The organism is Streptomyces paludis (assembly GCF_003344965.1).
GTDB classification, from domain to species: domain Bacteria; phylum Actinomycetota; class Actinomycetes; order Streptomycetales; family Streptomycetaceae; genus Streptomyces; species Streptomyces paludis.
The window spans coordinates 7,670,300-7,696,434 of the sequence record NZ_CP031194.1; the positions used below are offsets into that span (position 1 = coordinate 7,670,300).

23 protein-coding genes are annotated in these 26,135 nt (G+C 72.7%); 18 read left to right on the forward strand and 5 right to left on the reverse strand.

Features of this window, described 5'->3' with window-relative positions:
- Positions 1–15: 15 nt before the first annotated feature.
- Together DVK44_RS33500 and DVK44_RS33505 are read right to left on the reverse strand one after the other, a co-directional pair.
- Positions 16–1,860, reverse strand: a complete 1,845-nt coding sequence (locus tag DVK44_RS33500; RefSeq protein WP_114664374.1) for a family 2A encapsulin nanocompartment cargo protein cysteine desulfurase — start codon at positions 1,858–1,860, stop codon at positions 16–18.
- Positions 1,835–2,773, reverse strand: a complete 939-nt coding sequence (locus DVK44_RS33505; protein ID WP_114664375.1) for a family 2A encapsulin nanocompartment shell protein — start codon at positions 2,771–2,773, stop codon at positions 1,835–1,837. Before DVK44_RS33505 ends, DVK44_RS33500 begins: the two co-directional genes overlap by 26 nt.
- Positions 2,774–2,960: 187 nt before the next feature.
- On the opposite strand from DVK44_RS33505, the gene DVK44_RS33510 reads away from it, so the two are divergent.
- Together DVK44_RS33510 and DVK44_RS33515 are read left to right on the forward strand one after the other, a co-directional pair.
- Positions 2,961–3,863, forward strand: a complete 903-nt coding sequence (locus tag DVK44_RS33510) for a LysR family transcriptional regulator (RefSeq protein ID WP_114665606.1) — start codon at positions 2,961–2,963, stop codon at positions 3,861–3,863.
- Between the two features lie 85 nt (positions 3,864–3,948).
- Positions 3,949–4,695 (forward strand): IclR family transcriptional regulator, encoded by a 747-nt coding sequence (locus DVK44_RS33515; RefSeq protein WP_114664376.1) that lies wholly within the window; start codon positions 3,949–3,951, stop codon positions 4,693–4,695.
- A 3-nt stretch (positions 4,696–4,698) separates the two neighbouring features.
- Here DVK44_RS33515 and DVK44_RS33520 read toward each other — a convergent pair whose 3' ends face one another.
- Positions 4,699–5,481, reverse strand: a complete 783-nt coding sequence (locus DVK44_RS33520; protein ID WP_114664377.1) for an IclR family transcriptional regulator — start codon at positions 5,479–5,481, stop codon at positions 4,699–4,701.
- Between the two features lie 172 nt (positions 5,482–5,653).
- Between DVK44_RS33520 and DVK44_RS33525 the strand changes: the two genes are divergently transcribed.
- The 5 genes from DVK44_RS33525 to DVK44_RS33545 all read left to right on the forward strand — a co-directional run bounded on the left by DVK44_RS33525 (position 5,654) and on the right by DVK44_RS33545 (position 10,179).
- A complete protein-coding gene (locus tag DVK44_RS33525; protein WP_228447478.1) occupies positions 5,654–6,559 on the forward strand; it encodes an ABC transporter substrate-binding protein in 906 nt (301 codons plus the stop codon).
- Positions 6,556–7,386 (forward strand): amino acid ABC transporter permease, encoded by an 831-nt coding sequence (locus DVK44_RS33530; RefSeq protein WP_114664379.1) that lies wholly within the window; start codon positions 6,556–6,558, stop codon positions 7,384–7,386. Before DVK44_RS33525 ends, DVK44_RS33530 begins: the two co-directional genes overlap by 4 nt.
- On the forward strand, positions 7,383–8,135 hold the full coding sequence (locus DVK44_RS33535) for an amino acid ABC transporter ATP-binding protein (RefSeq protein WP_114664380.1): 753 nt from the start codon (positions 7,383–7,385) through the stop codon (positions 8,133–8,135). The genes DVK44_RS33530 and DVK44_RS33535 overlap by 4 nt, the downstream gene beginning before the upstream one ends.
- Before the next feature lie 5 nt (positions 8,136–8,140).
- Positions 8,141–9,037, forward strand: coding sequence for a homocysteine S-methyltransferase (mmuM, locus tag DVK44_RS33540; protein ID WP_114665607.1), 897 nt, complete (start codon positions 8,141–8,143; stop codon positions 9,035–9,037).
- An 89-nt stretch (positions 9,038–9,126) separates the two neighbouring features.
- On the forward strand, positions 9,127–10,179 hold the full coding sequence (locus DVK44_RS33545; RefSeq protein ID WP_114664381.1) for an isopenicillin N synthase family dioxygenase: 1,053 nt from the start codon (positions 9,127–9,129) through the stop codon (positions 10,177–10,179).
- A 42-nt stretch (positions 10,180–10,221) separates the two neighbouring features.
- On the opposite strand, the gene DVK44_RS33550 is transcribed toward DVK44_RS33545, so the two are convergent.
- Together DVK44_RS33550 and DVK44_RS33555 are read right to left on the reverse strand one after the other, a co-directional pair.
- Positions 10,222–10,944, reverse strand: a complete 723-nt coding sequence (locus tag DVK44_RS33550) for a TetR/AcrR family transcriptional regulator (RefSeq protein WP_162794186.1) — start codon at positions 10,942–10,944, stop codon at positions 10,222–10,224.
- Positions 10,945–11,026: 82 nt separating this feature from the next.
- Positions 11,027–12,247, reverse strand: coding sequence for an FAD-dependent monooxygenase (locus DVK44_RS33555; protein WP_114664383.1), 1,221 nt, complete (start codon positions 12,245–12,247; stop codon positions 11,027–11,029).
- A gap of 190 nt (positions 12,248–12,437) precedes the next feature.
- Here DVK44_RS33555 and DVK44_RS36865 point away from each other — a divergent pair, with 190 nt between their 5' ends.
- The 11 genes from DVK44_RS36865 (at position 12,438) to DVK44_RS33605 (ending at position 26,021) form a co-directional block, all read left to right on the forward strand.
- Entirely contained in the window at positions 12,438–12,605 is a 168-nt protein-coding gene (locus tag DVK44_RS36865; protein ID WP_181957586.1) for a hypothetical protein, read from the forward strand.
- Between the two features lie 307 nt (positions 12,606–12,912).
- Positions 12,913–14,013, forward strand: coding sequence for an ABC transporter substrate-binding protein (locus tag DVK44_RS33560; RefSeq protein WP_114664384.1), 1,101 nt, complete (start codon positions 12,913–12,915; stop codon positions 14,011–14,013).
- Between the two features lie 2 nt (positions 14,014–14,015).
- The gene (locus DVK44_RS33565) at positions 14,016–15,167 is read left to right on the forward strand and encodes an ABC transporter ATP-binding protein (RefSeq protein ID WP_228447479.1); all 1,152 of its coding nucleotides are present in this window, start codon (positions 14,016–14,018) and stop codon (positions 15,165–15,167) included.
- The gene (locus DVK44_RS33570) at positions 15,164–16,126 is read left to right on the forward strand and encodes an ABC transporter permease (protein ID WP_114664385.1); all 963 of its coding nucleotides are present in this window, start codon (positions 15,164–15,166) and stop codon (positions 16,124–16,126) included. Before DVK44_RS33565 ends, DVK44_RS33570 begins: the two co-directional genes overlap by 4 nt.
- Positions 16,123–16,965: an ABC transporter permease gene (locus DVK44_RS33575; protein ID WP_114664386.1), complete on the forward strand. Its 843-nt coding sequence runs from the start codon at positions 16,123–16,125 to the stop codon at positions 16,963–16,965. The genes DVK44_RS33570 and DVK44_RS33575 overlap by 4 nt, the downstream gene beginning before the upstream one ends.
- Complete coding sequence (locus DVK44_RS33580; RefSeq protein WP_114664387.1) at positions 16,962–19,175, forward strand: hydantoinase/oxoprolinase family protein; 2,214 nt, start codon at positions 16,962–16,964, stop codon at positions 19,173–19,175. The genes DVK44_RS33575 and DVK44_RS33580 overlap by 4 nt, the downstream gene beginning before the upstream one ends.
- Entirely contained in the window at positions 19,175–21,280 is a 2,106-nt protein-coding gene (locus DVK44_RS33585; RefSeq protein WP_114664388.1) for a hydantoinase B/oxoprolinase family protein, read from the forward strand. Before DVK44_RS33580 ends, DVK44_RS33585 begins: the two co-directional genes overlap by 1 nt.
- Positions 21,277–22,212 carry an LLM class flavin-dependent oxidoreductase gene (locus DVK44_RS33590; RefSeq protein WP_114664389.1) on the forward strand — a complete coding sequence of 312 codons (936 nt, stop codon included), beginning with the start codon at positions 21,277–21,279 and terminating at the stop codon, positions 22,210–22,212. Before DVK44_RS33585 ends, DVK44_RS33590 begins: the two co-directional genes overlap by 4 nt.
- Positions 22,209–23,438 carry a M20 metallopeptidase family protein gene (locus tag DVK44_RS33595; protein WP_162794188.1) on the forward strand — a complete coding sequence of 410 codons (1,230 nt, stop codon included), beginning with the start codon at positions 22,209–22,211 and terminating at the stop codon, positions 23,436–23,438. The genes DVK44_RS33590 and DVK44_RS33595 overlap by 4 nt, the downstream gene beginning before the upstream one ends.
- A 50-nt stretch (positions 23,439–23,488) precedes the next feature.
- Positions 23,489–25,279: a thiamine pyrophosphate-binding protein gene (locus DVK44_RS33600; protein WP_162794190.1), complete on the forward strand. Its 1,791-nt coding sequence runs from the start codon at positions 23,489–23,491 to the stop codon at positions 25,277–25,279.
- A 64-nt stretch (positions 25,280–25,343) separates the two neighbouring features.
- Positions 25,344–26,021, forward strand: a complete 678-nt coding sequence (locus DVK44_RS33605) for a GntR family transcriptional regulator (RefSeq protein ID WP_114664391.1) — start codon at positions 25,344–25,346, stop codon at positions 26,019–26,021.
- Positions 26,022–26,135 lie beyond the last annotated feature (114 nt).

Genomic DNA, 26,135 nt, shown 5'->3' on the forward strand with positions numbered 1-26,135 from the left:
GCGGGGGAGCGCGGGCTACCGGCGTCCGGGGCGGCGGTCCGCGAGCCGGTGCACCGCCGTGATCAGTGTGTCCACCTCCTCGTGCGTGTTGTAGAAGGCGAACGACGGCCGGACGGTGGCCTCCAGACCGTACCGGCGCAGGATCGGCTGCGCGCAGTGGTGGCCCGAACGCACCGCGATCGCCTCCTCGTTGAGCGCGGTGCCCACCTCGGCGGGCTCGTACCCGTCCAGGACGAACGACACGATGCCCGCCTTGTGCGGGGCCGTGCCGACCAATCGGAGCCCGGGCACACCGCGCAGACCCTCGGTGGCGTGCTCGACCAGCGTGTGTTCGTGCGCGCTGATGTTGGACAGGCCGATACGTTCGATGTAGTCGATGGCCGCGGCCAGCCCCACCGCGTCGGCGATATTGCCGGTGCCGGCCTCGAAGCGGCCCGGCGGCGGCTGGTAGCCGGACTTCTCGAAGGTGACGTCGGTGATCATGTTGCCGCCGCCCTCCCACGGCGGCATGTCCTCAAGGACTTCCCGTTTCGCGTAGAGCACCCCGATCCCGGTCGGCCCGAAGAGCTTGTGTCCGGAGAAGACCAGGAAGTCGGCGTCGAGCGCCGAGACATCGACCGGCAGATGCGGGACCGACTGCGCCGCGTCGACCAGGACACGGGCCCCGGCCCGGTGCCCGGTCTCGATGATCCGCTCGACCGGGACGACGGTGCCGAGCGCGTTGGACATCTGGGTCACCGCGACCAGCTTCGTACGGTCCGACAGCAGCGAGGAGTACGCGTCGAGCAGCAGCTGCCCGTCGTCGTCGACCGGGATCACCTTGATCACCGCGCCGGTCTGCTCCGCCAGCATCTGCCAGGGCACGATGTTGGCGTGGTGCTCCAGATGGGAGATCAGGATCTCGTCGCCCGCCCGGACGTTCCGGGGGCCCCACGCCTTGGCGACCAGGTTGATCGCCTCCGTGGCGCCGCGGACGAACACGATCTCCTCGGCGGAGCCTGCCCCGACGAACCGGGCGACGGTGCTCCTGGCGCCTTCGTAGGCGTCCGTCGCCCGGGCGGCCAGCTCGTGCGCCGCCCGGTGGATGTTGGAGTTCTCCCGCGAGTAGAACTCGACCAGCCGGTCCAGCACCGCGCGCGGCTTCTGCGCGGTCGCGGCGTTGTCCAGCCAGATCAGCGGACGGCCGTTGACCAGCTCGGACAGGATCGGGAAATCCCGGCGGACGGCCTGTACGTCGAACCCCGGGCGCGGGTCGAGCGGAAGCCCCGTCGGTGTGCCCGGTGCACCGGGTGTGCCGGGTTCCTGGAGGAAGTAGTACGGCGAGGCCGTGGCCGCCGGCGGCACGGGCGGGGAGAGGGGCGGCAGGCCCAGCTGCCCGAAGCCGGGCAGCTCCGGCGCCCGCGCGGGGTACCCGGGCGCCTCGGCGAGGAAGTAGTACGGCCCGGGGTCGGGGAGCCGGGCCGGCTGCTCCGGTACGGGGCCGCCCGGGACGGCGCTGGGCGCACTCGTCGCGTACGTGGCCGGGGCGCCGGCCGGCGGCGGCCCGGCGGGCGGGCTCATCCCCGCGGGCGAGGCCGGAGCGTACGTGGCCGGAGCGGCCGGAGCCGGAACGGGCGGAGCCGGAGCGGATGGTGCCGGAACGGCCGGGGCCGGAGTGACCGCCGCCGGAGCGGGCGCCGCCGGGTCCGGCAGGCCGGCCGGCGACGGCCACCGCCCGGGGTCGTCGGCGGGCGGAGCCTCCTGGTCCGGCGGTCCGCCGGGCAGGGCCCGGAAGAAGTCCCCGGCCAGCCGGCTCAGCGTCTCCTCGTCCGGCAGCCACGCCGGGGCGGCTCCGTTACCGGTAGGTGGGGGCGTAGTCATGGATCTTGTCCACTTCGACGTTGTCGAGCACGGCGAGCGCGTCCTCGGTGAGCACCGCGAGCGAGCAGTACAGGGAGACCAGGTAGGAGGCGATGGCGCTGCGGTCGATCTGCATGAAGCGCACCGACAGCCCCATCCCCTGCTCGCCCGAGAGCCCGGGCTGGAACAGCCCGACCACGCCCTGGCGCGACTCGCCGGTACGCAGCAGCAGGAACTTCGTCCTGCCGTTCTCCAGCGGGACCTTGTCCGACGGGATGATCGGCAGCCCCCGCCAGGTCAGGAACTGCGAGCCGAACATGCTGACCGTCGCCGGCGGCACACCCCGCCGGGTGCACTCCCGGCCGAACGCGGCGACCCCTTCCGGATGGGTGAGGAAGAAGGCGGGCTGCTTCCACACCTTGGTGATGAGGGCGTCCAGGTCGTCCGGGGTCGGCGGACCCGCCAGGGTGGGGATGCGCTGGCTGCCCGCCACACTGCTCAGCAGTCCGTAATCCGGGCTGTTGATCAGCTCGCCCTCCTGATGCTCCTTCACCGCCTCGATGGTCAGCCGGAGTTGCTGTGCGGTCTGGTTGTGCGGGCTGGAGTACAGGTCGGCGATCCGGGTGTGCAGATCCAGGACCGTCTGGACGGCCTTGAGCCGGTACTCCCGGGGCTCCTGCGCGTAGTCGACGAAGGTGTCGGGCAGCGGCGCCTCGTCGTAGTTGTCGCATTCGATGCGCACCGACTCGGGATGATCGACCCTGTTCACCCGGTAGATACCGGCCTCGACCGGTACCCACGACATCAGGTGCACCAGCCAGCGGGGCGTGATGGAGGCCATCTGCGGAACGGTCTTGGTGGTGTTCGCCAAGGTCCGCGCCGCTTTGTCGCTCACCGACATCGATCGTGACGGCGGATTCACAGCCGTGGTCATACGGCGTCTCCTTACCCGTGCCCGAGGGGCGGGCACGCGGGGTGGGGGGTGGGGGCGAGCGCGCCGGCGGTCAGATGTGCGCGGTCGAACTCGCTCGCACGAACTTTCCCACTCACCTCCCCGCGGCCGCGGTAGCGGACAGATGCGTGTCTTCGAGGCTTCCATCGAAGCGGGCTATGATTCGCGGATGATCGACTTGAGTCGGCTGCGGGTGCTGGTCGCCGTCGCCCGGGAAGGTTCGATCACCGCGGCCGCCGAGGCGTTGGGCTACGCCCAGCCGTCGGTCAGCCACCAACTCGCCCGGCTGGAGGCCGAGGTCGGCCTGCCCCTGTTGCAGCGGATGGGGCGCGGTATCCGGCTCACCGAGGCCGGCCGGCTGCTGGTGGACCGCGCCCAATCGATCCTGGCGCAGGTCGAGTCGGTCCACGCCGAGCTGGCGGAGCTGGCCGGGCTGCGCTCGGGCCGGGTCCGGCTGGCCGCCTTCCCCTCGGCGCTGGCCACCCTGGTGCCGCTCGCGGCGGCCCGGGTCTCCGCCCGGCACCCCGGTATCGAACTCACCTTGCGCGAAGCCGAACCGCCGGACGCGCTCAGCGCCCTGCGCGACAACGACGCGGACGTGGCGCTGATCTTCGAGCACGGCGATCCGCCCCAGCGCGATCGCCGCGACACCACCATGACACCGCTTCTCGACGAACCGCTGTACGTGGTCACCCCGGCGGACCGCTCCTGGGACGGTCCCCGGGCGGAGTTGGGCACCTATGCCGAGGCACGCTGGATCGCCGGCTGCGAACGCTGCCGCGAACATCTCGTCGCCGCCTGCGAGCGGTCCGGGTTCTCGCCGGTCATCGAGTTCGAGACCGACGACTACGTCGCCGTACAGGCACTCGTCGCGGCCGGGCTGGGGGTGAGTCTGCTGCCCGGACTCACCCTCCTCGCCAACCGGCACCCCGGGGTCAGGCTCCACCGGATCGCCGGCATGCGCAGACGGGTCGTGGCCGCCGTGTACGGCAAACCGCCCGCGTCCCAGCCCGCCCAAGTGCTCCTCGACGCGCTCGACGCGACCCTCACCGCACCGCGCTGGCCGTCCTGACGGTCGCGGTGGCGGTCGCGCAGGCCGGATCTCCCCGCTGCCCCGGGCCGTTGCCCGGGCCACCGGGATCTGTAGCATCCGGCGGATGGACGCGGTGATGGGGGCGTTGCCCCGAGGACTCGGGCTGGTGGAGCGGGTGGTCCGCGGGGAGCTGGATTCCCGGGGAGGGCCCGGTGTGGTCCGGCTGGCGCGGGAGAGCGGGCTCGACAAGGGGCAGGCGTCGCGGCTGCTGCGGGATCTGGCCGATTCCGGGGTGCTGGCCAGGGACGGGCACGAGTTCCGGGCCGGGGGAGACCTGCTGGCCGTCGCGGCGCAGGCCGGTCCGTGGGGCGTGGAGAGCCGGGCGCTGCTGCGGGCACTGGTGATCCGCTTCGGGGCGTGCGCCTACGTGGACGTGCTCCGCGGCGCGATGGTGCTCTCCGTACGGGCCGAACTGGCGGCCTGGGCCGAGTTCTCCTGGGCGCGGGCGGGGCGGCTGACACCGGTGTGGTGCACCGGAGCGGGACGGGCGCTGCTGTTCGACCGGTCGCGGGAGGAGATCGCCGGCCTCCTCGGCGGCGAGGACTTCATCGGGGCCGGCGGTCCCTACGCCCCGCGGACGGTGGAGGACCTGCTGCTGCGGGTCACCGCCGACGCCGCGCTGGGGGTCGCCGTGTGCGAGGCGGAGTACGACGACGACGTGCTGGAGGTCGCCGCTCCCGTACGGGATCCGCGCGGGGACATCGTGGCGGCGGTGAGCGCGGTCGTGCCGCACGCGGCGGTCCGCGACGACCGGGACGAACTGGTCGCGGCCGTCGGTGACGCCGCGGAGCGGCTGGCCCGCCTGCTCTGAGCCTCAGTCCTGCTCCGCCGCGTGCTCCGTCGAGCGCAGCGCGGCCGTCAGCCAGTCGCTCCAACGGACCACCGAGTCGGCGCAGGCCGCTGTCGCGGGTTCGAGACGGCGGCGGGGGCCGACGACCTGGACGGCGGCGACGATCTCCCCGCGGAAGTCCCTGACCGGGGCGGCGAGCGAGTAGAGACCGGGCTCGGCCTCCTGGTCGACGACGGAGTAGCCCCGTGCGCGGGCCGCGTCGAGCCGGGCCAGGAAGTCGTCCATGTCGGCCGGGGTGTTGGGGCCGTGCCGGACGAAGGCCGTACGGGAGAGGACGGCCGCGACCTCGGCCCGGTCGGCGTCGAAGAGCAGGGCCTGTCCGGCGTCGCTGCAATAGGCGGGATAGCCGCGGCCCACCCAGGACACGAACGAGGACAGGGACGGCGGCATCGACTCCAGGATCGTCACCGAGCTGGCGCCCCGCAGAACCCCCAGGTAGGCGCATTCCCCCGTATCGGCGGCGACGCCCTCCAGCGCGGTCCGGCCGTCCCGGCGCAGCCGCGCCTCGGTGATCTGCTGGGCGCGCGCGTACAGCTCCCAGGCGACGGAGTAGCGCAGCGACGCGCTGTCGCGGCGCAGGAACCGGGCGGCCTCCAGGCTCCGCAGGATGCGGGAGACCTGGCTGCGCTCCCGGCCCAGCAGCGCGGCGACCTCGGCGGCGGTGTGGCCGCGCGGATCACGCGGCGGGTGCTGGGCGAAGAGACGGAGCACGGCCAGGCCGCGTTTCAGACTGCTGTCGGTGGTCATCGCGAGCCGAGCATAGCGCCGGGCGACGAGGTGACCCCGCCCGGTTTCATTGCGGGAACATTGCGGGTTTGTGGCAGGACCCATGCATCATGAGCAACAAGACTTGTTTATTTCGCATCGCCGGATAGCCTCCTTTTCATCCTTCGGTAAACAGGCTCTTCAGGAGTTCCCCTTGTCCGCTCTGCGCCCGCTCGTACTGCTCGGCTCCGCGACGCTGCTCCTGGCGGGCTGCGCCGACCCCTCCGAGCCGGCCGGCTCGTCGTCCGGCGCGTCCGCGTCCGCCCCCGCCTCCTCCGCCGCCGCGGTCACGGAGAACGCCGCACTCGCCGCCAAGGTCCCGGCCGCGCTCAAGAAGAGCGGGATCACGGTCGCCAGCGACGTCAGCTACCCGCCCATGGACTTCTTCGACGCCGACAACAAGACACCCATCGGCGCCGAGATCGACCTGGACAAGGCGCTCGGAAAGGTCCTCGGGGTCGAGGTCACCATCGTCAACGTGCCCTTCGACTCGATCATCCCGGGCCTTCAGGCGGGCAAGTACCAGCTCGGTGTCTCGTCCTTCACGGACACCGCCGAGCGCGAGAAGGTCGTCGACTTCGTCACCTACTTCAACGCCGGCACCTCCCTGCTGGTCCCCACGGGCAATCCCGAGGGACTCAAGCCCGAGGGCGACTCCCTGTGCGGCCGTACCGTCGCCGTGGCCAAGGGCTCCACCCAGGCGCTGGTCGACCTGCCCGCCCGCGCCAAGAGCTGCGGGACGCCGATCAAGGTCAGCACCTTCCCCGACGGTACGGGCGTGAACCTCGCCGTCACCAGCGGCCGTGCCGACGCCGCCCTGGCCGACTCACCGGTCGCCGCCTACGCCGCCAAGCGGTCCGGCGGCAAGCTCGCCGTCGTCGGCGCGTCGTACGACACCGCGCCGTTCGGTATCGCGGTCCCGAAGAACAGCGAGCTGACCGGCCTGCTGAAGTCGGTCCTGGAGGACCTCAGGACCACCGGCGGCTACCAGCGGATCCTCGCCAAGTGGGGCCTGGAGTCCGGCGCCCTCGACGACTTCGAGATCAACGCCGCCTCGTGAAGGACGAACTGCCGGTCATCCGCCGCCGCAGGCCCGGCCAGTGGGTCCTGACCCTCGTGGTCCTGATCCTGGCCTCGGCCCTGATCCGGTCGCTGATCACCAACCCGCGCTTCGACTGGGGCACGGTCGGCGCCTGGCTGTTCAGCCGCACCGTGCTCAAGGGGCTGCTCGCCACCCTGGAACTCACCGCCGCCGCCATGGCGATCGGCCTCGTCCTGGGTATCGCGCTGGCCCTCATGCGCCTGTCGGACAACACCGTCGCCCGCGCGGTCAGCTGGGCGTACATCTGGCTCTTCCGGGGCACACCGCTCCTGGTCCAGCTGCTGTTCTGGGGGTTCATCTCCGCGCTGTACCCGACGCTGTCGCTGCATCTGCCCCTGCTGCCGGCGATCGGGAACGTCCCCGCGAACGCCGTCATCACGACCTTCGCCGCCGCGCTGCTCGGCCTCGGCCTCAACGAGGCCGCGTACCTCGCGGAGATCATCCGGGCCGGGATCGTCTCCGTCGACGAGGGGCAGAGCGAGGCGGCGGAGGCGCTGGGCCTGTCCAGGGCCAGGACCCTGCGCCGGATCATCCTGCCCCAGGCGATGCGCGTGATCATCCCGCCGGTCGGCAATGAGACCATCTCCATGCTCAAGACGACCTCGCTGGTGAGCGTGCTGGCCTACGCGGAACTCCTGTACTCCGTACAGATCGTGTACGCCCGTACGTACCAGACCATCCCGCTGCTGATCGTCGCCAGCATCTGGTACCTCGCCGTCACGACCCTCCTCAACATCGGACAGCACCACCTCGAACGTCACTTCGCGAAAGGAAGCCGGCGATGACGCTCCAGGCCACCGGGGTCCGCAAGTCCTTCGCCGGCCAGGAGGTGCTGCGCGGTGTCGACCTGTCCGTACCGCGCGGGACGGTCACCTGCGTGATCGGCCCGTCCGGCTCCGGGAAATCCACCTTCCTGCGGTGCGTGAACCGTCTTGAGCGGCCCGACGCCGGCCGGATCCTGGTCGACGGCTCCCCGATCGGGTACGAGAGGTACGGACGCGGGCTGCGCGAGCTGCGCCACCGCGACCTGGCCCGGCAGCGCCGCCACATCGGCATGGTCTTCCAGCGCTTCCACCTGTTCCCGCATCTGACGGCGCTCGCCAACGTCGTCGAGGGACCGCTCGGCGCCGGCCGCCCCCGCGCCGAGGCCACCGAGGAGGCCATGGCGCTGCTGGACCGCGTCGGACTGGCCGGCCGGCAGGGCGCCTACCCCGCCCAGCTCTCCGGCGGCCAGCAGCAGCGGGTCGCCATCGCCCGCGCCCTGGCGATGCGGCCGAAGCTCATGCTCTTCGACGAACCGACCTCGGCGCTCGACCCGGAACTCGTCGGCGAGGTCCTGGACGTCATGCGCGGCCTCGCCGCCGACGGTATGACGATGCTCGTCGTCACCCACGAACTGGGCTTCGCCCGCGAGGCCGCCGACGAGGTCGTCTTCTTCGACGACGGACGCGTCCTGGAGTCCGGGCCGCCCGCCCGGATCCTGACCGCCCCCGACCACCCCAGAACCCGCGACTTCGTGACGAGAGTGCTGTGACCGCCATGACCCCCGCGACCACCTTCCGCGATGCCCTGACCGCCGGACCCCTGGTCCTGGACGGCGGTATGTCCAACGAACTGGAGGCCCAGGGCCACGACCTGAGCGGCACGCTCTGGTCCGCCCGGCTGCTCCGCGACGCGCCCGACGCGATCACCGCCGTCCACCGCGCCTACTTCGCGGCGGGCGCGCAGGTCGCCATCACCGCCGGCTACCAGGCCACGTACGAGGGCTTCGCCCGGCTGGGCATCACCCGCGCCGAGACCACCGCGCTGCTGCGGCGCAGTGTCGCCCTGGCCCGCGAGGCCGCCGGCGGTACGGGCTGGGTCGCGGCGTCCGTGGGCCCGTACGGCGCCATGCTGGCCGACGGCTCGGAGTACCGTGGGAACTACGGGCTCACCACGGCCGAGCTGATCCGTTTCCACCGCCCCCGGCTGGAGGCGCTCGCCGAGGAGGCGCCCGACGTCTTCGCCGTCGAGACCATCCCCGACCTGCGCGAGGCCGAAGCCGTACTGACCGCGCTGGACGGCCTGGGCATCCCTGCCTGGCTCTCGTACAGCATCCGCGGGACGGCCACCAGCGCGGGCCAGCCGCTGACCGAGGCGTTCGCGCTGGCCCGGAGCAGCGACGCCGTCATCGCCACGGGCGTCAACTGTGCTCCCGCCGCCGATATGGCGTCGGCGCTCGCGCTGGTCGACGGCCTGCCCGGTGTCGTCTATCCGAACGGCGGTGGTGTCTGGGAGCCCACGGCACGCCGCTGGCTGGGGGCCGAGGACGAGGGCGCGGATCTGGCCCCCTCGTGGCTCGCCGCCGGAGCGGCCCTTGTCGGCGGCTGTTGCCGCGTCGGCCCGGCCGAGATCAGGAAACTGGCCGACCGCGTCAGCGCGTCCGCCGCGGGCTGACACGGGCCCGTCCTCGACGAGGCCACGAGGCCATGAAGTCAACTGACCGCGTTCTCTCTCTTTCCTTAATTCCACCCCAGGGGGTATCCATGGACCAGCAGCCCGCTTCCCTTCCGGTGATCGACCTCTCCGCCCTCGACCGCGAGGCGCTGCACCGGGCCGCCCGCGATGTCGGCTTCTTCCAGTTGGTCGGCCACGGCATCAGCATCGCCGAACAGACCCGGCTGCTCGCCACCGCCCGCGACTTCTTCGCCCTGCCCGAGGCCGACCGCAACGCGATCGACAACCTCAACTCCCCCCACTTCCGCGGCTACACACGGATCGGCAACGAGCTGACCCAGGGGCGCCGCGACTGGCGCGACCAGCTCGACATCAGCAATGAGCTTCCCGCGCGGGTGCCCGGCCCGGGCGAACCGCCGTACTGGTGGCTGGAGGGCCCCAACCAGTGGCCCGAGGCGCTGCCCGCACTGCGTGAGGTCTCGCTGGAGTGGATGGACCGGCTCAGCGCGGTCGCCCACCGGCTGCTGCACGAACTGCTCGCGTCCATCGGCGGTCCCGAGGACTTCTACGACGACGCCTTCTCCGGAAACCCGCGCAACCACCTGAAGCTGATCCGCTACCCGGGCCGGGCGCCGGAAGGCGACGACCAGGGCGTGGGCGTGCACAAGGACTACGGGTTCCTGACCCTGCTGCTGACGGACGAGGTGCCCGGGCTGGAGGTCGAGTCCCCGGGAACCGAGGACGCGCCGCGCGGCGGCCCGGACAACGACGACGGCGGGCGAGGGGCCGACCGCTTCATCAAGGTGCCCCATCTGCCGGGCGCCTTCGTGGTGAACCTGGGCGAACTCCTGGAGGTGGCGACGAACGGCTACCTGAAGGCGACCAACCACCGGGTGGTCTCCCCGCCCGGAGCACGCGAGCGCTACTCCGCCCCCTTCTTCTACAACCCGCGCCTGGACGCCCACATCGCGCCGCTCCCCTTCCCCGGCGCGTCCGGCGCGACGGGCGTCACCGAGGACTCGGGCAACCCGCTGTTCGCGGAGTTCGGCTGGAACGAACTCAAGGGCTGGATACGCGCCCACCCCGCGGTGGTGAAGAAGCACCACCCCGAGCTGAGCCGCTCCGGCGCCGAGCGGAGCTGACGCACCGTCAGACGGCGCAGGCGGCCCCGCCCGGTGAGCAGGTTACCGGGTTCCGGGTGCGCCGGCGGAGATCAGTTCCAGGAGGTCGGTGTGGATCCGGGCGAACCGGTCCCGTACCGCCGCGGCGGCCTCGGTCACGGCGCGGTCGGTGGGGTCCTGGTCCGGTTCGAGGAGCAGATGGACGGTGTCGGCGAGGGCTCCCTCGGACTCGTCGCCGTCGAGCGCGAGCGCGGCTCCGGGGTTCGCCAGGACCGTACCGAAGCCGACCATGACGGCGTGCAGGGCGTACTGCTGCCGCGGCAGGGAGAGATCGTCCCGTACGAGCCCGTGCTCGCGCAGGACCGGAAGCACCGCCTTCCCCATCGCGTCGGGGGTGGCCCGGGCGAAGCGTTCCTGGTCGGCGGCGTTGTGGACCAGGAGGCGCAGGGTGCTGTCCCCGCTGTCCCAATGCCGTCGCAGCCAGGGGCTGGCCGTGGTCGTACGGATCAGCAGCGGGGCGAGGCGGCGGGGCAGGATGTGGTGCGGGTCCTGGTCGATCAGATCGATGGCGGTATCGATCCAGGCGAGCACCTCGCGCGCGAGCAGGCCCATGAACAGGGCTTCTTTGGTCTCCCAGTAGAGGTAGACGGTGCCCTTGCCCACGCCCGCGGCGGCGGCGATCTCCGAGATGGTCACCTTGCGGACATCGTGCGCGAGGGCCAGTTCACGGGCGGCGTCGAGGATCCGGGCCGCTTTGGCGGAGTCGTGTTCGATCAGCCGGTTCACGGGGGGTACTCCTCCTGCTTCGCTCGTCGGGAGCATGATGACACGCGTACGCGGCGGGTCGGGCCGGCCGCGCACGCGGGCGTCAGACCCGGGCGATGTCGACCGTCTTCAGCCTGGCGGCCTTGCTGCGGTGCTGAAGCGTCTTGAAGACGGTCCGGCCGGGCGTCGTTCCGATCATGAGGTTCATGGCCTTGCGGGTCCGGTGCTCGGTGCGGTCGGCCGAGACGAAGATCCGGCGCATGTCCATGCCGGTGCCCTGGTGGTACTCGATGAACGGCCGGAGCCGCGCCTCCCACTCGCGCAGCGCCCCCGGTACGTCGCCGGGGTGGCGTTCGAGCAGGGTGCCGAGCAGATCGGCCCCCGCCAGCCCGGTCGCGGCGCCCATGCCGGAGTAGAGGGTCAGACACCAGGCGGCGTCGCCGACCAGGACCACCCGGCCCTCGTGCCACCGGTCGAGCCGTACCTGCTCGGGGGTGTCGAAGAGATGGTCGGGCGCCTGCTCGAACCGGTCGAGCAGCCAGCCGAGGGTCTCACCGGTCGGCTCGGGTCCGAACGCCGCCCGCAGCGAGTCGACCGGCGGCCTGGTGAACTCGGCGTCGATGTCGTCCGGGCGGTAGTTGAACAGCAGGGTCGGCGGCCGGTCGGCGAAGGGGAAGACCCAGGCCGACCGGCCCTCTTCGGACAGGACCAGACCATCGGTCCCGCGGTATCCGGGGACCGCGTCGGGCAGGGCGCACGCGGCGAGGACATAGCCGAGGCGGTGCAGCCGGCCCTCGTCGGAGCCGAACACCAGCCGGCGCACCGTCGAGCGCAGACCGTCCGCTCCGACCACCAGGTCGAACCGCTCGGTCGTGACCTCGGCCGAGGCCAGGTCCTCGATATCGGCCTCGACGCCCCCGTCGACCTGGCGCAGCGCGGCCGGGACGGAGGAGAAGCGGATCGCGACCTCCGCCGGGAGGGCGTCGAACGCGGCGTCCTCGATGTCGCCGCGCGTGACCGGCCGTACGCGGCCGGGAACGGCGTCGGTGAAGTTCATCGCGCGGGTGCGCCGCCCGGCGCGGTCGACGTTGTAGGTGGTGAGTTCGTCGGAGACGCGGTTCGGCAGCTCGATGCCCATGCGCTCGGCCGCGGCGAGCCCGGTTCCGAAGACGCCGATGAAGTAGCCGCCGCGGCGGCGCTCACCGGCCTTCTCCAGGACGGTCACCTCCCAGCCCGCCTGGTGGAGCCGTAGCGCCGAGGCGATGCCGCTGATGCCGAGTCCGACGACGAGAGCCCGCTGCCGCGGGGTGCTGTGTGTGTTCATGACTCCACGATAAGACCTACTGACCAAAATAGTCATCTGGTCAGTGAGATTTTCCGGCCCGGAGTGCGGGCAGGGTCCTTGGTCCCGGGCCTTTGGTCCCGGCCCTGGGGCCTGTCCGGCTCCGCCGCCTGGGTAGGGTCCTGCGGGTGTGCCGACCGGCACCGACCCGAGAAGAAGGACGGACCAGCGAATGCCAGGAAGACGTTTCTGGGGGATTATCTTTCTGGCCGAGTACCTGGCCTTCTGCGCCATCGGATACAAGCTCAACGGCGGTACCCCGAGCGTCCCCTGGAACCTCGCGGGCCTGGCCTGCGGCGCGCTGACCATTTTCGCGTTCAGCAGGTTCCGGAAGGAGTAGGGAGGCCGCGGCGGCGGATCATCCATGCCCGGTGGCCGGTCATGTCACCGTCATGGACGAGGCTCCCGAAGACCTCGCCGTCGGCGCCCTGTCGGCGATGTCCGGGCTGTAGCGGGACCGCGCGCCGGTCGTCCGAAGTGGCGCGGCCCGGCCTGTTTCGGCTCTGTGAAATCTCCGTCGGAGGGCTCTTCCGTATGCGCCTTCGCATGCGAAGCTGCATGCGAGGTTCCGGCGGAGCCACTTTCCGGGGGTGTGTTCCCGGAGGCCGCCTGGTTGTCCAGCCCCTTGAACGACAGAGGAATTCGCCATGACGCATCTCGATCGCCGCACACTTCTGCGCTCCGCCGGTGCCGCCGGAGCGGCCCTTCTCGGTGGCGGGCTCCTGGCCGCCTGCGGATCACCGGGCAGTTCCTCGTCCGGGGGGTCGACCTCCCTGACCCTCTTTCACTGGGCCGGGGCGCAGGGCACCGTGCCGAGGAAGGTTGCGAAGGCGTTCGCCAAGAAGCACGGCGCGACCATCCGCTACATCGAGGGCACCAACGCGGACACCTTCCCCAAGCTGGTGTCGTCCGTCCAGATCAACGCGGAGAAGCCGCTGCTGAACCTCGGCTTCTTCAACGCGCAGAGCTTCGCACAGGGTTCGGCCGACGGCCTCTGGGCGCCGGCCGATGACTCCGCGGTGCCCAACGTCGCCAAGGTGCTGCCGGGGTACCGCACTTCGGGCGGCCTCGGCGCGTACATGGTGATGGACGCGATGGGGCTCATCTACAACAAGAACGTCATCCGCACCCCGCCCACCTCCTGGACGGACCTCTTCGACACGGCCTACCGGGGCAAGGTGACCACCTGGGACGCGCCCGCCTTCAGTGTCAACGCCGTCCCGGTGATCAACCAGATCGAGGGTGGTTCCGAGGGCGATCTGTCCAAGGGCATAGCCGCCTTCTCCCGGGCCGCCAAGAGAGGCCAGTTCAGCGGACTGATCGGCTCGCTGGACCAGCTGCGGCAGCAGCTCAACAGCGGACAGGTCGTGATCGCCCCCGGATTCCAGGGAGTTGCCCAGCCCTGGATCGACGAGGGCGACCCCATCGGCTTCGCCGTACCCAAGCAGGGGGTGATGGCCTTCCCCGAGGGCTTCCAGCTCGTCAAGGGGTCGAGCGACGACCAGCTCGAACTGGCGGCCGAGCTGATGAACGAACTCTTCGCCCCCGCCACCGTGTCCGCGTACAGCGCCGCCACCGCCACCATCCCGCTCGTCGAGGGCGCGGAACTGCCCGCCAAGTACCGCGATGTGGAGAGCTACCAGCTCCAGACCGTGCAGAACGCGCTCAAGCTGGACTGGGCCGCGCTCGTGAGCGGACTCGACAAGGCCACCACCGCCTGGAACAACGACGTGAAGGCCCACCTGTGAGCGTGGCCGCGGAAGAACCGGGGGGCCGTGGCGAGCCGGCGGCCCACGGCGAACCGGCGGTCCACGCGGACGGTCTCGTCCGGTCGTTCGGTGCGCACCGGGTCCTGGACCACGTCGAACTGCGCGTCGAGCGCGGCGAGTTCTTCTCCCTCCTGGGCCCCTCCGGCTGCGGGAAGACCACCGCGCTGCGGATCATCGCCGGACTGGAGGAGGCGGACGAGGGCCGGGTACGGATCGACGGCGCCGATGTCAGCCGTGTCCCCGCGCACCGCCGCCCCACGAATCTGGTGTTCCAGCAGGGCGCCCTGTTCCCGCACATGGACGTGGCACGGAACGTCGCCTTCGGCCTCAAGGCGGAACACACCGGCCGCGAGGAGACGGCCCGCCGGGTGGCCGAAGTCCTCGACGTGGTCGGGATGGGCGCCTTCGCCGGCCGGGCGCCGAGCACCCTGTCCGGCGGACAGCGCCAGCGCGTCGCCATCGCCCGCGCCCTGGTCAAGCGCCCCCGCGTACTGCTGCTCGACGAGCCGCTGAGCGCCCTGGACCTCGGGCTCCAGCTCCGGATGCGGCGTGAACTGCGCGCCCTCCAACGGCGTACCGCCACCACATTCGTCTGCGTCACCCACAACCAGGCCGAGGCGATGGAGATGTCCGACCGTATCGCCGTCATGGCGCGCGGCCGTATCGAGCAGATCGGCACGGCCGAGGAGCTGTACCGGACACCGGTCAGCAGGTTCGTCGCCGAGTTCATCGGCGAGAACAACCTCTTCACCGTGACCGGTACGGAGCCCGGACCCGCCGGCGCGACGCCCGCCGGGCCCGCCCGCTACGCCGTGGCGGCCGCCGACGGTCTGCGCCTGCCACTGCCCGGCGACACCGGCGCCGCCCCGGACACGGTGGCCGCCGTACGGCCCGAGTCGTTCCGTATCACCCCGCCGGACAGCCCCGACGCGGCCGTACGGGCCGTGGTCCGGTCCGCCGGATTCCTCGGCGCCCGCGTCCGTGTCGTCCTGGAGACTTCCGAAGGCCGGGAGATCCTGGCCGACACGAGTGGTACGGGCACGATCCCCGCGGTCGGCGAGAGCGTGGGCCTGGCCGTCGACGCCTCGGACGTCGTCGTCCTGCCGGGTACCGGGCCCGGGAGCCCACGGTGAACGGCCTCCGCGCGTCCGTACGCGCCGAAGCGCCCGAGCCCGTACGGAGCGACGGCGGACCGTCGGTCCCCGACAGAAACGACCCGAAGCGCCGGAAGGACCCGAAGCGCCGCCGGGGCTACCTGCTCGCCGCCGCCCTCGTCGCGCCGGGCGCGCTCTATCTGCTGCTCGTCTTCTGCTCGATCGTCCTGCTCCTGCTGTCGTACAGCTTCCGCACCGAACGCACCAGCCGGCTGTTCGCCCCGTTCGACACGGGCACCTGGAACCGGCTCCTGCACGACGCGTACACCGCGGATGTGCTGTGGACCACGCTGCGGGTGGGCGCCACGGTGGCCGTCCTCACCGTGCTGATCGCCTATCCCGTCGCCTGGTGTCTGCTGCGGATACGCCGCTGGTGGCTGTCCGGCCTGCTGATGTTCGTCGTCTTCTCGCCGATCCTCATCAGTGTGGTGGTGCGGTCCTACGGCTGGATCCTCCTGCTCGCCCCGGACGGCCTTCTGCACGGTCCGCTGGGCAGCTGGCTCTACCACGAACCAGGGGTGGTGCTGGCCCTGGTCCATGTGGAACTCCCGTTCGCCATCGTGCCGTTGCTCGGCTCGATCCGATCGCTCCCGGACGGTGTGCTGGAGGCCGCGGCCGATCTGGGCGCCTCCCCGTGGCGGCGGCTGCGCTCGGTGCTCCTGCCGCTCACGATGCCCGGTGTCATCGCCTCGCTCCAGCTGGTCTTCGCCCTCACCGTCAGCGCCTTCGCCACCCCGTCCCTCCTCGGGGGCGGCCGTGTCGCGGTGCTCGCCCAGTCCGTCTACCAGAACATCCAGCAGTTGCAGTGGCCGCTGGCCGCGGCCCAGGCGCTGGTCCTGCTGGGGGTGGCCCTGACCGTACTGGCGACCTTCAACCGGCTGGGCCGGCTGGCCGACGTACGCCACCGGCTGCCCGCCGCCGGTCAGGGGGAGGGATGAGTGTGCTGACCTCGCGTCGTGTCCTGGCCGCCGTCCGGGCGCTCTTTCTCACGGCGACCGCGCTGTTCGTCCTTCTGCCACTGGCCGTGGTGGTGGTCAACTCCTTCCGCGGCGCCACCGCGGCCGGTGGGGGAGCGGGCCTCACCCTGCGCTGGTACCGGGAGGCGCTGTCCTACGAACCGTTCACCACCGGACTTCTCTACTCGACCCAGGTCGCCGTACTGGCCACACTGATCTCCGTCGTGGTGGGCACCATGGCTGCCTATGCCGTCGCCCGGCTGGACTTCCCCGGCCGCGAACCGCTGCGGTCGCTGTTCGTGGCACCCCTGAGCCTGCCCCGGGTCGTCGCGGGGTTCTGCCTCTTCGTCCTGTACGCCTCGCTCTTCCCCGCCGCGTACGGCACCGTCGGAGGTATCGCGTTCGCCCACTGCCTCCTGCTGCTGCCCTTCGTGGTGGCTGTCGTCGGCGCGGCCCTGGCCGGACTGGACCCCGCGCTGGAGGAGGCCGCGCGCGACCTGGGGGCCTCCCCGCTCGCCGCGTTCGCCCGGATCACCCTGCCGCAGATACGGCCGGCCCTGCTGGCCGCGACCGTGTTCGCTTTCCTCACCTCCTTCGACGAGGTGGACACCTCGGTGTTCCTCATGCCCGCCGACACCACGACCCTGCCGGTGGCGATGTTCCTGCGGCTGGAACAGCGGCAGGACCCCACCGTCACCGCCATGTCGAGTCTGCTGATCGCCGGTTCGCTGCTGCTGGCGGCGCTCGCGGCGGTGGCGGCCCGCCGGGTGGCCGCGGCCCTGGTGCACACCCCCGCCCCCCAAGGAGCCCACTCCCCGTGACCAGCCTCCTCCCGCCCGGCCCCGCAGAGGGCCCGCGCTCCGCCGCCGGAGCGCGCCCTGCCGTCGGCGCGAGCCCCGCCGCCGGCCCCCGCCCCGTCCCGCCGCGCTTCCGTATCGGTGTCGACGTCGGAGGCACCTTCACCGATGTCGTGCTGGCCGCCGCGGACGGCTCGGTGCTGCACACCGCCAAGGTGCCCTCCGAGGCCGCCGGCCCCGCCGCCGCCGTGGTCCGCGCCGTCTCCGGCATCCTCGCCCGGCACCACGTCTCCCCGGACCAGGTCGAGTTCTTCGCACACGGGCAGACCTTCGCGCTCAACACCGTGCTCCAGCGGTCCGGGGCCCGCACCGGACTGCTGGTCACCCGCGGCTTCCCCGACCTGCTGGACATCGGACGGCTGCGGCTGCGCGACCCCATCGACTTCTTCGCCGCGCCGCGACGGCCCCTGGTCGAGCGCGGGGACGTACGGGAGATACCGGAGCGGACGCGCGTCGACGGCACGGTGGACCACCCCCTGGACGAGGAGGCCCTCCTCGAAGCCGCCCGCGACCTGCTCGCGGACGGGGTCGAGGCGCTCGCCGTCGTCTTCCTCCACTCCCACGCCCACCCCGGGCACGAACAGCGGGCCGTGACCCTGCTCCGGCGGGCCCACCCCGGGCTGATCGTGGCGGGCTCCTGCGAACTGTGGCCGGAGGAGAAGGAGTACGAGCGCGCCACCGTGGCCGTACTGGCCGCGCATGTCGCGGGACTCCTGCGCGGCTACCTCGGCGACCTCTCCCGCCGGATGCGCGCGGCGGGACTGCACTGCCCGCTGCACATCACCAAGTCCAACGGCGGAGTGATGTCCGTGGACAGCGTCCTCACCACCCCCAACGGCCCCAACGGTGCCGCGGAGAGCGAGCAGGGCGCCGCCTCGCTGCTCCGTGCCGCCGTGGAGACCCTGCTGTCGGGGCCCGCCGCCGGTGTCGCGGGCGCGGTACGGCTGGCCTCGGCGGCCGGCGTGCGCGACCTCGTCACCATGGACATGGGCGGTACGAGCGTGGACAGCGCGATCGTCGAGGACGGCCGTATCCCCTACTCCACCGACTCCGAACTGGGCGACTTCCCGCTGATCACCCCGTCGGTCGAGGTGTCCTCGATCGGTGCCGGCGGCGGCTCGGTCGCCTGGCTGGACGCCTCCGGTGTGCTGAAGGTCGGCCCGCGCAGCGCGGGCGCGCGGCCGGGGCCGGCCTGTTACGGGCGCGGCGGCAAGGAGCCCACGCTCACCGACGCCTATGTGGTGTGCGGCTATCTCGACCCGGACGACTTCGCCGGGGGAGTGGTGGGCCTGGACCGTGACGCGGCGCGCGAGGCGTTCGCCGGACTGGCCGGCCGGCTGGACATGGACGTGGAGTACGCCGCCGAGGCGGTGGTGAACGTGGCCACCGCGATGATGCACGCGCGCCTGGTCCCGCTGCTCGCCCGCCGCGGTGTCGACCCCGCCCAGTGCCGCCTGGTGCCGTACGGCGGGGCGGGCCCCGTCCAGGCGGTGGCCCTCGCCCGCGAACTCGGCATCCGCCGGCTGCTCGTTCCCTGGTCACCGGGGACGCTGTGCGCGTTCGGCGCTCTCGTCACCGACCTGCGGCACGACCTGGTCGCCTCCGTCGGCGCGACCACCGGCACCCTCGACGACGCACGGCTGGAGAGCGGGTGGAAGGAGCTGGAGGAGCGGGCCCACGACTGGTACCGCGAGCAGTCAGCCTCGCTCCACCACGAGGTCGGGCTCACCCGCTGGGCCGATGTCCAGCTGGCCGGACAGTCGTTCACCCTGGCCGTGACACTGCCCGAGGACGAGCGGCCCACCGTCGCCGCGCTGCGGGCCGCGTTCACCGCCCGCTACCGGGCGGCCTACGGAGTGGACGCCTCGGGACGCGAGCTGGACGTACGCAGCCTGCGCGTCACCCTGACCGCGCGCTCGCGGCCCCTGACACCGCGCGCCGTCGGCGGCACCACGGCCCGGCCCCGGCCGCACACCGTCGTCGAAGACGGCCGGCTCGTACCGGCGGAACGAGTCCGACGGGCCGAACTCGCGCCCGGGACCACACTGCGCGGGCCGCTCGTGGTCTCCGCCCCGGACGCCACCCTCTTCCTCCCCACCGGCGCCACCGTCGAGGCGGATGCCATGGGGAACCTGCTGATCGACGCCGGGGAAGCCCGGGGAAAGGCATCCTGATGCGCAGTTCGCCCGTGACACTGGAGATCCTGTCGCGCCGGCTGACCGCTGTCGTGGAGGAGATGGCGGAGACGATCCGCCGGACCAGCTTCAGTGTTTTCGTCAAGCAGACCGCGGACTTCGGCACCTGCCTGGTGACCCCGGACGGCGAGGTGTTCGCCGCGCCCCGGAGCATCTCCGGGAACCTGATGATCGGGCTGCCCGCGCGCGCCGCGATCGAGTCGCTCGCCCCCTACGCGCCCGGCGACATCGGCATCAGCAACGACCCCGACGCCACCGGTGGCCTCGTCACCCATCTGCCGGACGTGTGGACGTGGGCGCCGCTGTACGCCGAAGGCCGCGTCGTGGCCTACGCGTTCAGCTTCGTCCACGCCTCCGACATCGGCGGCTCGGTCCCGGGATCCATCTCCTGGACGCACACCGACCGGGCCCAGGAGGGTGTTCTCGTCCCGCCGGCCAAGCTGTACGACGCGGGCCGGGAGAACACGGCGCTGCTGCGGACCGTACTGGCCAACACCCGGGTGCCGGAGGAGAACCGGGGCGACATCGACGCGCAGATCACCGGGCTGACGGCGGCCCAGCGCCGGATCGACGAGATCGTCGCCGCGTACGGGGCCGAGGCCCTGACCGACGCGATGGCGGACCTGCTGGACGAGGCGGCGGCCCGCGCCGCCGTACTCCTGTCCCAACTGGGCGAGGGCACCTACCGGTTCGTCGACTACGTGGAGGGCCTCACCGCTCCCGGCCCGGACGGCCAGGAGACGGTCACCGTTCCCCCGACCCGGCTCGCCCTGGAACTCACCCTCGCCGCGGGCCGCCCGCACCTCTCGTTCAAGGGCACCTCGCCCCAGGTCGCCGAGGCGATCAACCTGCCGACCGGAGGCGCGCCCGGACACTACATGCTGGTGTTCGCCCTGGTGAACTATCTGGTCTCCAAGGACCCCGGCATCCCCTACAACTCCGGCCTGGTCCGGGCCGTCACCGCGGATCTGCCCCCGGGCTCCGTGGTCAACCCCGGCGCCGGCGCCACCTGCGGGGTCCGCGCGGCGGTGTTCTTCCGCATCATGGACTGTGTGCTCGGCTGTCTGGCCCAGGCCGCGCCCGCGGACGCGCTCGCGACCGGCTCCGGCGCGGTGGCGATCGCGACGGTCGCCCACACCGATCCGGTCACCGGCCGGCGGCGGGTCGCCGTCGGCCAGCCGCTGACCGGCGGCTCGGGCGGCCGTCCCGGCCTGGACGGGCTGCACGGCACCAGCTTCACCGGCGGCTGGCTGCGCAACGTCCCCAACGAACTCCTCGAACAGGACGCCCCCGTCCTCGTCGAGGAGTACCGCTACCGCCCCGGCTCCGGGGGAGCCGGCAGGCACCCCGGCGGCGCGGGCATCACCCTGCGCCTGCGGGCCCTCGCGGACGGTGTGACCCTCGCCGTCCGCGGCATGGAACGCCTGCTGTTCGCACCGTGGGGGCTGCACGGCGGCGGTACGGGGGTGCCCGGCCGCGCGGTCCTCAACCCCGGCACCCCGGGGGAGCGGCGGCTGGGCCGGGTCAACGTCGTCACCCTGGCGGCCGGCGACGTACTCCTCGTGGAGACCGCGGGCGGCGGCGGCCTCGGCCCGCCCGGCGACCGGCCCGCCGAAGCGGTCGCCGCCGATGTGGCCCGCGGACTCCTCGACGACGAGCGGGCCCGCTCCGCGTACGGGGTCGTCCTGCGGCCCGATGGCACCGTCGACGGCCCCGCCACCGCTGTGGCGCGTACGCGAACGGCCGCGCGTGAGCCGGTCTTCACACTCGGCGCGGCCCGCACCGCCTACGAGCGGCGCTGGCCCGAGCGGGTGCAGCGGGCCCTCGTCGACGAGGTGGCACACCACCCGCCGACCGTACGCGCCCAGGTCTACCGGGCCGCCTACATCGCCGCGGACGCCGGGGCCGGACCGGACCGCCCGGTGACCACCGAGGCCGTACGCGAGGCCGTACGCCGGGCCGCCGGACAGCCCGGCACCGGCACCGTCCCCGACGGAACAGACATTGCCACTGACACCGACACCGGCGACACCAGCACCGGCGTGTCCCGCCCGCACCCGCCCACCACAGGAGTGACACCGTGACGACCGGCACCCCCCTCAGGTTCGGCCTGATGACCTACGAGGCCGCTCCCTGGCCGGAACTCATCGCGCGCTGGCGCCGGTTCGAGGACCAGGGCTGGGACAGCCTGTGGGCCGGAGACCACCTCTGGAGCGCCCTGGATCCCGAAGGACGCCCCGTGCGCGGCCGGTTCGACGCCTGGATGCTCGCCGCCGGCATCGCCTCGGCCACCTCGCGCGTCACTGTCGGCACCCTGGTCAGCGCGGCCCCCCTGCGCAATCCCGCCATGGTCGCCAAGCAGGCGATGACACTCGACCACCTCTCCGGTGGCCGCGCCGTGGCCGGTATCGGCGCCGGCGGCAATCCGAAGGACCTCGCGTACGCGGGCGTCGCCCCCTGGCCCCCGGCCGACCGGGGACCCCTGCTCGACGAGTACCTCACCGTCGTCCGGGGCGTACTGGAACAGGACCGCTTCGACCACGACGGACCGCACTTCGGCGTGGCGGGCGCGGTGCGCGCGCCCGGCCCGGTCACGGGCGAGCGGCCGCCGCTGCTGGTCGCCGCCCATGTGGACGCCACCCTCGCGGTCGCCGCCCGCCACGCCGACGTGTGGAGCAGTTACGGCAGCCTGTTCTCCCAGCTCCGCCGCGGTGTGAAGCTCGACGAGAAGGAGAGCCTGCGGCTGACCGGGGAACGCGCCGCCCTCCTGGACGCCCACGCCGAGCGCGCGGGCCGTGACCCGGCCTCCATCCGCAAGTCCTTCATGGCCGGATTCACCGAGGACGCCCCCTGGGAATCGGTGGAACGCTTCCGGGACTTCGTGGGCCGCTTCACCGGGATCGGCATCACCGAGTTCATGTTCCCCTTCCCCCTCCAGGGCCCGCACCGCGAGGGCGTGTTCGAGGAGGTCGTGGCCGAGGTGCTGCCGCGCCTGCGGGCCGGGGAGCGACCGTGAACGGGGCACGGGAGCTGCTCGGCCCCGGTGCCCGGCGGCTCGCCGGGGAGCTGACCGCGCTGCGCCGCCGGCTGCACGCCGTACCGGAAGTGGGGCTGCGGCTGCCGCTCACCCGGGCCACCGTCCTGGACGCGCTGGCCGCGGTCGCCGCCGGCACCGGCGGCGCGCTGGAGCTGACCACGGGCCGCGCCGTCGACTCGGTGACCGCGGTGCTGCACGGCGCCCGGCCGGGCCCCGTCGTCCTGCTGCGCGCCGACATGGACGCCCTGCCGGTGCGCGAGACCACCGGGCTGCCGTTCGCCGCCGACGCCGACCGTATGCACGCCTGCGGACACGACCTGCACACCGCCGCGCTGGTGGGCGCGGCGCGCCTGCTCGCCGGACACCGGGGGAGCATGGCCGGCAGTGTCGTGCTGATGTTCCAGCCCGGCGAGGAGGGGTACGACGGCGCGGGGGAGATGCTCGCGGAAGGGGTCCTGGACGCCGCCGGCCGCCCGGTCGACGCCGCGTACGCCCTGCATGTGGTCGCCGACCTGCCGGCCGGCCGCTGCTACACCCGCCCCGGCCCGGTGATGGCCGCCTACGGCATTCTCGACGTCACCGTACGCGGGCGCGGCGGCCACGGCGGCCGGCCGCACGAGGCGCTGGACCCGGTCCCCGTGGCCATGGCGGCGGTCACCGCCGTACAGAGCCACACCGACCGGCGTTTCGACGCCTTCGACCCCGTCGTGGTCACCGTGGGGGAGTTCCACGCGGGGACGGCGCCCAACGTCATCCCCGCCGACGCCCGGTTCCGGGCCGGTGTGCGGTCCTTCTCCGCCGGGGCCACCGCGCGCCTCGCCGCCGAACTGCCGCCACTGGTACGGGGCATCGCACAGGCGCACGGCCTGGAGGCGGACGCGGCCTTCACCCACGTCCTGCCCGCCACCGTCAACGACCCGGTCCACGCGGACCACTTCGCCCGTACCGCGACCGGCCTGTTCGGGGCCGGCCGCTACGAGGAACTCGCCCGGCCCCGGGTCGGCTCCGAGGACTTCTCCCGGGTCCTGGAACGGGTTTCCGGAGCGTACGGCTACCTCGGCGCGGCTCCGCCGGGCCAGGACCGGCCCGCCGGAAACCACTCCCCGACGGCGGTGTTCGACGAATCGGTCCTGCCCGACGCCGCCCTCCTGCTGGCCGCCCTCGCCTGGCGGCACGTCGGAACCCCTCCCACGTCCTGTCCATGACCCACCGCCGCCGTCGCGTATCCGCGCGGGCGCCGTTCTCAGGAGTTTCCGTGTACGACGTACAGCCCCAGCACCAGCCCCACGCCCCGGCCGCCGCCGAGGATCCCGGCCCCGCCCCGCGCACCCGCCGGGGGTGCGACGCGCTCGTCGACGCGCTGGTGGCAGGAGGTGTCACCACCCTGTTCGGAGTGCCCGGCGACACCGGGGTGGCCCTGTACGACGCCCTGTACGAGCGCGCGGACGACATCCGGCACATCCTGGCCCGCGACGAGCGGCACGCGGCGTCGATGGCCGACGCCTACGCCCGCAGCGGCAACCGGGTGGGCGTGGTCGAGGTCTCCAGCGGCGGCGGCACCACCTATGTCGTGGGCGGGCTCGGCGAGGCGTACGCGGCCGGTGTGCCCGTCCTGCTCATCACCTCGGACATCCACGCGGCCAGCCGGGGCACCGGCGCGCTGACCGAGATCGACCAGGTCGCCCTGTTCTCCGCGGTGACCAAGTGGACCCGGGTCGCCGAGAGCGCGGACGATCTGCCCGAACTGGTAGCGCGGGCCCTGCGGGAGGCGGTGTCGGGACGTCCGGCACCGGTCGCCCTGATCGTCCCCGAGAACGTGCTCGACGCACCCACGCGGGCGCGCCCCGCCCCGGACGCCGCCGCCCCCGCGCTGCCCGCCCGGCGGCCCGGGGCGCCCGCGGCGGCCGTCGCCGAAGCGGCGCGGCTGCTGTCGCGCGCCCGCAGGCCCGCCGTCCTCGCCGGCTCCGGCGTCCATGTCTCCGGCGCCTGGCGGAGCCTGGAGGAACTCGCCGCGACGGTGGGCGCCGCGGTCGCCACCTCCATCCACGGCAAGGGAGCCGTCGGCGGCGACTGCCCCTGGTCGGTGGGGGTGGTCGGCAACAACGGCGCGCTCCCCGGCGCCAACGCGCTGCTGCGGGAGGCGGACACGGTGCTCCTGGTCGGCACCCGCGCCAACGCCACCGACACCAACAGCTGGACCGGCCCGGCGCGCGGCGGCGTCCCCGTCATCCAGATCGACATCGACCCCGGGCGGGCCGGCCGCAACTTCCCGGGAGCGATCGCGCTGCCCGGCGACGCGGACACCGTCCTGCGCCAGCTGCTCGCCGAGGTGATACCCGTCGACGACTCCGAGCGCGCGCTGCGCCTGACGGCCGTACGGGCCGCTGCGCAGACGCCCGCTCCCGCCGCGCGGCCGGTGGAGCCCGCGCCGGGGGACGGCCCCCGGCTGCTGCCCGACGAGGTGGTCCGCGTCGTGTGCGCGGGTCTGCCCGCCGGCACTCCCGTGATCGCCGACCCCGGCACCCCCACGCCCAATGTCGCGGCGTACTGGAAGCAGCGGGAGGCGGGGCGCGAGGTCATCGTGCCCCGTGGGCACGGCCCGATGGGGTACGCGATCCCGGCGGCGGTCGGTGTGGCCATGGCCCGGCCCGGCACCCCGCTGGTGTCCTTCACCGCGGACGGCAGCTTCGCGATGGCGTGCGGCGAGCTGGAAACGGTGTCACGGCTCGAAGTGCCGGTTCTGTTCGTCCAGTTCACCAACCACAGCCTCGGCTGGATCAAGATGCTCCAGCATCTGTACAGCGGCCGCCGCTACTTCGGTGTCGACCCCGGAACGATCGACGCGGTCGCGGTGGCCCGGGCCTGCGGTGTGGAGGCGCACACCGTCGGCTCCACGGCAGAACTCCAGGAGCGTGTGGCGGATTTCGCGGAGCGGCCGCGACCGGTGTATCTGGACGTGGAGGTACCGCACATGATCGACTACACACCTCCGGTACCCGCCTGGGACCGCGGCCCCGCCGGAAACGCGGAGCGCCCCGTGTACTGAGGCAGGATCGGGGCAGGCACGACGGGCGCGTACCGGCGGCACGGGATCGAATGGACGGGACCAGGTGACGGAACAGGATCCGCACGCGCCGCGCGGCGACACCGGCCGGGTACCGGCCCGTCGTCGGTCGGAAGAGGTCTACTGGACGCTCCGCCAGGAGATCGTCGACGGTGTCCTGCGGCCCAACGCGCCCCTGGTGGAGGACGAGATAGCGGTGCGGCTGGGCGTCTCGCGCACCCCGGTCCGCGAGAGCATGCAGCGGCTCATGGCCGACGGGCTCATCCGGTCGCAGCGGCGGCGCTGGGTGGTGCACGAGTACACGCGGGAAGAGGTGGCGCATCTCTACGAGGTCCGGGCCGGCCTGGAGTCCCAGGCCGCCCGGCTGGCCGCGCTGCGCGCCACCTCCGCGCAGCGCGGGGACATCGCGGCCTGGAGAGCCCGGATGACGTCCCCGACCGCGGACGCGCTGTGCGACAGGATCTCCAACAACGACTCCTTCCACGACAGTGTCACGGCCGCCTCCGGCAACCCCCGGCTGCTGGAGATGATCCGCGCCAACCGGCTCTTCCACTTCAACAAGCGCATCGCCGCCCTGTACAGCACGGAGGAGATCGCGATCTCCTCGCGGCAGCACGGCGACCTCATCACCGCCGTCTGCGAGGGAGAGGCGGACCGCGCCGGGGCCGTTGCCCGGGAGCACACGGAGTTCTCCCTCGGAGTCATCCTGCGGAAGCTCTTCTGAGCCTGCCGTAGCCCGTGACCGCGGAACACCCCCGTCATGTAGATGACGACGGCCTTCCCGCTGCGCTGCGCGCGCCCCGCCGAAACGGCGTCAGATGTCCGTTGTGTGCCCGTA